Source organism: Streptomyces murinus (genome assembly GCF_002154555.1).
Lineage (GTDB): Bacteria > Actinomycetota > Actinomycetes > Streptomycetales > Streptomycetaceae > Streptomyces > Streptomyces murinus.
In genome coordinates, this window is the sequence record NZ_MUNF01000259.1 from 1 (window position 1) to 4,612 (window position 4,612).

Annotated in this window: 5 protein-coding genes; all 5 read left to right on the plus strand. The window is 72.2% G+C overall.

Annotated elements, in window-relative coordinates; genetic code table 11:
* Positions 1-351 (plus strand): ATP-binding protein (locus CCN72_RS17255; protein ID WP_341868882.1); only part of this gene is annotated, 351 nt, incomplete at its 5' end.
* Positions 348-1,028, plus strand: coding sequence for a response regulator (locus CCN72_RS17260; RefSeq protein ID WP_086808294.1), 681 nt, complete (start codon positions 348-350; stop codon positions 1,026-1,028). The genes CCN72_RS17255 and CCN72_RS17260, both read left to right, overlap by 4 nt.
* Before the next feature lie 94 nt (positions 1,029-1,122).
* Positions 1,123-2,481, plus strand: coding sequence for a sensor histidine kinase (locus CCN72_RS17265; RefSeq protein WP_425276152.1), 1,359 nt, complete (start codon positions 1,123-1,125; stop codon positions 2,479-2,481).
* Positions 2,478-3,143, plus strand: coding sequence for a response regulator (locus CCN72_RS17270; protein WP_085565801.1), 666 nt, complete (start codon positions 2,478-2,480; stop codon positions 3,141-3,143). Before CCN72_RS17265 ends, CCN72_RS17270 begins: the two co-directional genes overlap by 4 nt.
* A 45-nt stretch (positions 3,144-3,188) precedes the next feature.
* Complete coding sequence (locus CCN72_RS17275) at positions 3,189-4,409, plus strand: cytochrome P450 (RefSeq protein WP_086808296.1); 1,221 nt, start codon at positions 3,189-3,191, stop codon at positions 4,407-4,409.
* Positions 4,410-4,612 lie beyond the last annotated feature (203 nt).

Below are 4,612 nucleotides of genomic sequence, written 5' to 3' on the forward strand. Positions count from 1 at the left end.
GCGTACCGGATCGTGCAGGAGGCGCTGAGCAACGCGCTGCGGCACGCGCCGGGCTCCCGGGTGCGCGTCGAGGTCGTCCATGGCCCGGACGGGCTCCAGTTGGAGATAGCCAACTCCCGCCCCCGGGGGAAGGTTCCGCCCTCCCCGGGCGCCGGGCACGGACTGCTCGGCATGCGCGAGCGCGCGGCGATGCTCGGCGGCCGGGTCACCGCTGCCGCCACCGCCCAGGGCGGCTTCACGGTCACGGCCTACCTGCCCGGCGACAGCACCCCGCCCGACGGCCCGTCCGCGGCCTCCTCGCTTCCGCCCCCGCCCACGCCCACGTCCACCCCAGGAGAAAAGACCCCATGACGAGCGGCGCCGGCCCCATCCGCGTACTCATCGCCGACGACCAGGAGATGGTCCGGCAGGGCTTCACCGTGCTGCTCAACGCCCAGCCCGGCATCGAGGTCGTCGGCCAGGCGGTGGACGGCCGCGAGGCGATCACGAGGTCCGCCGAACTGTCCCCGGACGTCGTCCTGATGGACATCCGCATGCCCGAACTGGGCGGCATCCAGGCCACGGAGCACATCGCCGTCACCCAACCCGCCGTCAAGGTCCTGGTCCTGACCACCTTCGACCTGGACGAGTACGTGTACGAGGCGTTGCGCGCCGGTGCCTCCGGGTTCCTGCTCAAGGACGCCTCCGCCGACAAACTCGCCGAGGCGGTACGGGTGGTGGCCGGCGGCGACGCCCTGCTCGCCCCCGGTGTCACCCGGCGCCTCATCGCCGAGTTCTCCCGGCTGCACGGCGGCCGCCGCGCCCCGGGGCACCGGCGCGTCGGGGACCTCACCGAACGGGAGACGGAGGTACTGGCGCTGATCGCGCAGGGGCTGAGCAACGCGGAGATAGCGGGCCGGCTGGTGGTGGCCGAGCAGACGGTGAAGACCCATGTGGGCCGGATCCTGGTGAAGCTGGGACTGCGGGACCGCACCCAGGCCGCGATCTTCGCGTACGAGTCGGGGCTGATCCGGCCGGGGACGCGGTGAGGGCCGTATGCCCCGAGTAGTACCTGAGACGGAGGCCGGGGAACCCGACTCCAAGGTGACGTCCGGACACCGGCCGCCGCCTACCGTTTCCCCTGTGACCGAGACGACGCCCCCGCACCCGACAGGACCGTTCGGGTCCGGCCGCCCGCGCAGCCCGGAGTTCCGGCTGGCCGCGGATGCCCTCGCCGGGCTGCGGCAGGACCTGTTCCACGACGCCTTCGCCTACCGGCCGCTGCCCCCGCTGGGCCCCGACAGCCGCTTCGTGCGCCGCCGTTCGGGCCGGCTGCGGGAGTACGCGGCCTGGACCCCGCACGCCATGGTGGTCCTCTTCGGCGTGCTGGCGATGTGGATCACCCTGTTCCGCTCCGGCGCCTCCACCGCGGCGGTTCTGATCTGCGGACTGCTGGTCCTGGCCCCGGTCCTGCTGACCCTGGTCCGCCCGGCCGGGGCGTTCTGGCTGTCCCTCGCGGCCTGCACGGTCACCGGGATGGTCACCGGGGGCGACTGGGTGAGCGGCATTTGGACGCCGGGCGGTTTCTTCTCCCACCTGGTGGTGCTCACCGTCGTGGCGATCCGCACCCGGCCGCGCACGGCGGCCTGGATGTGGGCGCTGACCGGCGCGTACGGCGTCTTCGACGCGAGCCTGTTCGGCCAGGCGTACGACCAGGACGACATAGCCCAGATGATGTTCCTGTCCGCGCTGATCCTGCTGGTGGTCGCCGTGCGGCAGGTCCGCAAGGAGGCCGCCCTCGAGGTGACCGCGCAGCAGACGGTGACCGAGCACGAGCGTTCGCGGCGCACCCTGCTGGAGGAGCGCACCACCATCGCCCGGGAGCTGCACGACGTGGTCGCCCACCACATGTCGGTGGTCGCCATCCAGGCGGAGGCGGCGCCGTACCGGGTGGAGAACCCGCCGCCGGAGCTGGAGAAGGCGTTCGTCACCATCCGGGAGAACGCGGTGGCGGCCCTGACCGAGCTGCGCCGGGTCCTCGGGGTCGTCCGCGCGGAGGACTACGAGGCACCGGAGGCCCCGCAGCCCACGCTCGCCGACCTGGACCGGCTGCTCGCCAATGTCCGCGAGGCCGGGCTCACCGTGGACAAGGCGGTGACCGGCGCGGTGCGCGAACTGCCGCAGGGGGTGGAGCTGTCCGCCTACCGGATCGTCCAGGAGGCACTGAGCAACACCCTGCGGCACGCGCCGGGGGCGAGCGCCCGGGTGGAGGTCTCCTACGTCCTCGGCGGGCTCGGGCTGCGCGTGGTCAACGGGCCGCCGCCCGCGCCGAGCCTGCTGAAGCCGTCGCCGGGCGCGGGGCACGGCATCACGGGCATGCGCGAGCGTGTCACCATGCTGGACGGCGAGATGACGGCGGCCCGCACGACCGAGGGAGGCTACGAGGTGGCGGTGTTCCTCCCCGTGGCGACCCCGGCGGCCGGATCCGAGGGCGGCGCATGACGATCCGTGTCCTGATCGCGGACGACCAGATGATGGTCCGCGAGGGCTTCTCCGTCCTGCTGAACGCGATGCCGGACATCGAGGTCGTCGGCGAGGCTGTCAACGGCCGGGAGGCGGTGGAGCGGGTGCGGCAACTCGCCCCGGACGTCGTCCTGATGGACATCCGGATGCCCGAGCTGAACGGCATCGAGGCGACCCGCGAGATCGTGGCGGCCGACGCCGGGGCGAAGGTCCTGGTGCTGACCACCTTCGATCTGGACGAGTACGTCTACCAGGCGCTGCGCGCGGGCGCCTCCGGCTTCCTCCTCAAGGACGCCTCGGCCCGCCAACTGGCCGACGGCGTGCGGGTGGTGGCCGCCGGTGAGGCGCTGCTCGCGCCCTCCGTCACCAAGCGTCTGATCTCCGAGTTCTCCCGCCTCCCGGAGGCCCGCCGGCCGCTGCCCGCCGCCCAGGGCGCCTACGGCGACCTCACCGACCGTGAGACCGAGGTCCTGGTCCTCATCGCGCAGGGCCTGTCCAACGCGGAGATCGCCGAACGCCTGGTGGTGGCCGAGTCCACCACCAAGACCCACGTCAGCCGCATCCTGGTCAAACTGGGCCTGCGCGACCGCACCCAGGCGGCGGTGTTCGCGTACGAGGCGCGGCTGGTGACGCCGGGCTGAACCCATGGCCTGGTCAGATCCGGTCCGGCGGGTTAGCGTCGGCGCATGTCAGGGCCTGTAGACCTCGCTTTCGATCCCTGGGACCCGGCGTTCGTGGCCGATCCGTATCCGGCGTACGCCGAGTTGCGGGCGCGCGGGCGGGTGGTCCGGTACGAGCCCACGGACCAGTGGCTGGTGCCGCACCACGCGGATGTCTCGGCGCTGCTGCGGGACCGGCGGCTCGGGCGGACGTACCAGCACCGCTTCTCGCACGAGGAGTTCGGGAGGAGCGCGCCGCCGGCCGCGCACGAGCCGTTCCGGACGCTCAACGATCACGGGATGCTGGACCTGGAGCCGCCGGACCACACCCGGATCCGGCGGCTGGTGTCGAAGGCGTTCACCCCGCGCACGGTGGAGCGGCTGAAGCCGTATGTGCGCGGCCTGGCCGACGAGCTGGTCGCGGGCCTCGTCCGGGACGGCGGCGGCGATCTGCTGACGGATGTCGCCGAGCCGCTGCCGGTGGCGGTGATCGCCGAGATGCTGGGGATCCCGGAGGCGGACCGGGGGCAGCTGCGGCCCTGGTCGGCGGCGATCTGCGGGATGTACGAGCTGAACCCGTCCGAGGACACGGCGGCGCGGGCGGTCCGCGCGTCGGTCGAATTCTCCGAGTATCTGCGGGAGTTGATCGCCGAGCGGCGGGGGCGCCCCGGGGACGATCTGATCTCCGGGCTGATCGCCGCGCACGACGAGGACGACCGGCTGACCGAGCAGGAGATGATCTCCACTGCGGTCCTGCTGCTCAACGCGGGCCACGAGGCGACCGTCAACGCCACGGTCAACGGCTGGTGGGCGCTCTTCCGTAACCCCGCCCAGCTGGCCGCCCTGCGCGCCGACCACTGCCTGGTCCCGACCGCGATCGAGGAGCTGATGCGCTACGACACCCCGCTCCAGCTCTTCGAGCGCTGGGTCCTGGACGACATCGAGATCGACGGCACGGTGATCCCGCGCGGCGCCGAGATCGCCCTGCTCTTCGGCTCCGCCAACCACGACCCGGCCGTCTTCCCCGACCCCACCCGCCTCGACCTCGCCCGCGCCGACAACCCGCACATCTCCTTCAGCGCCGGCATCCACTACTGCATCGGCGCCCCCCTGGCCCGCCTCGAACTGACCGCCTCCATGACCGCCCTCCTGAACCAGGCCCCCACCCTCACCCTGGCGAAGGACCCGGCCCGCAAACCGAACTTCGTGATCCGGGGACTGGAGGGGCTGAGCGTGGAGGTGCGGTGATCACTCGTTCGGCTGATCGGGCGGACGTTTTGGCATATGCCCGACGGGGGCACGGCACGCTGGTGCTCGCCTGACAAGGAGGGCACCATGACGGTTATGACGCACGCATCCCCGTTGACCGTGGAGGAATTCGAGAAGCTCGCGGCGCTCGCGGCGCGGGAGTTCGAGACCGTCAGGTTGGAGTTCATCAACGGACGGATCGG

What these genes read in the sequence shown, in the direction of transcription:
- CCN72_RS17260 (WP_086808294.1), top strand. Translation starts at nt 348, where the DNA reads ATGACGAGCGGCGCCGGCCCCATCCGCGTACTCATCGCCGACGACCAG.
- CCN72_RS17270 (WP_085565801.1), top strand. Translation starts at nt 2,478, where the DNA reads ATGACGATCCGTGTCCTGATCGCGGACGACCAGATGATGGTCCGCGAG.
- CCN72_RS17275 (WP_086808296.1), top strand. Translation starts at nt 3,189, where the DNA reads ATGTCAGGGCCTGTAGACCTCGCTTTCGATCCCTGGGACCCGGCGTTC.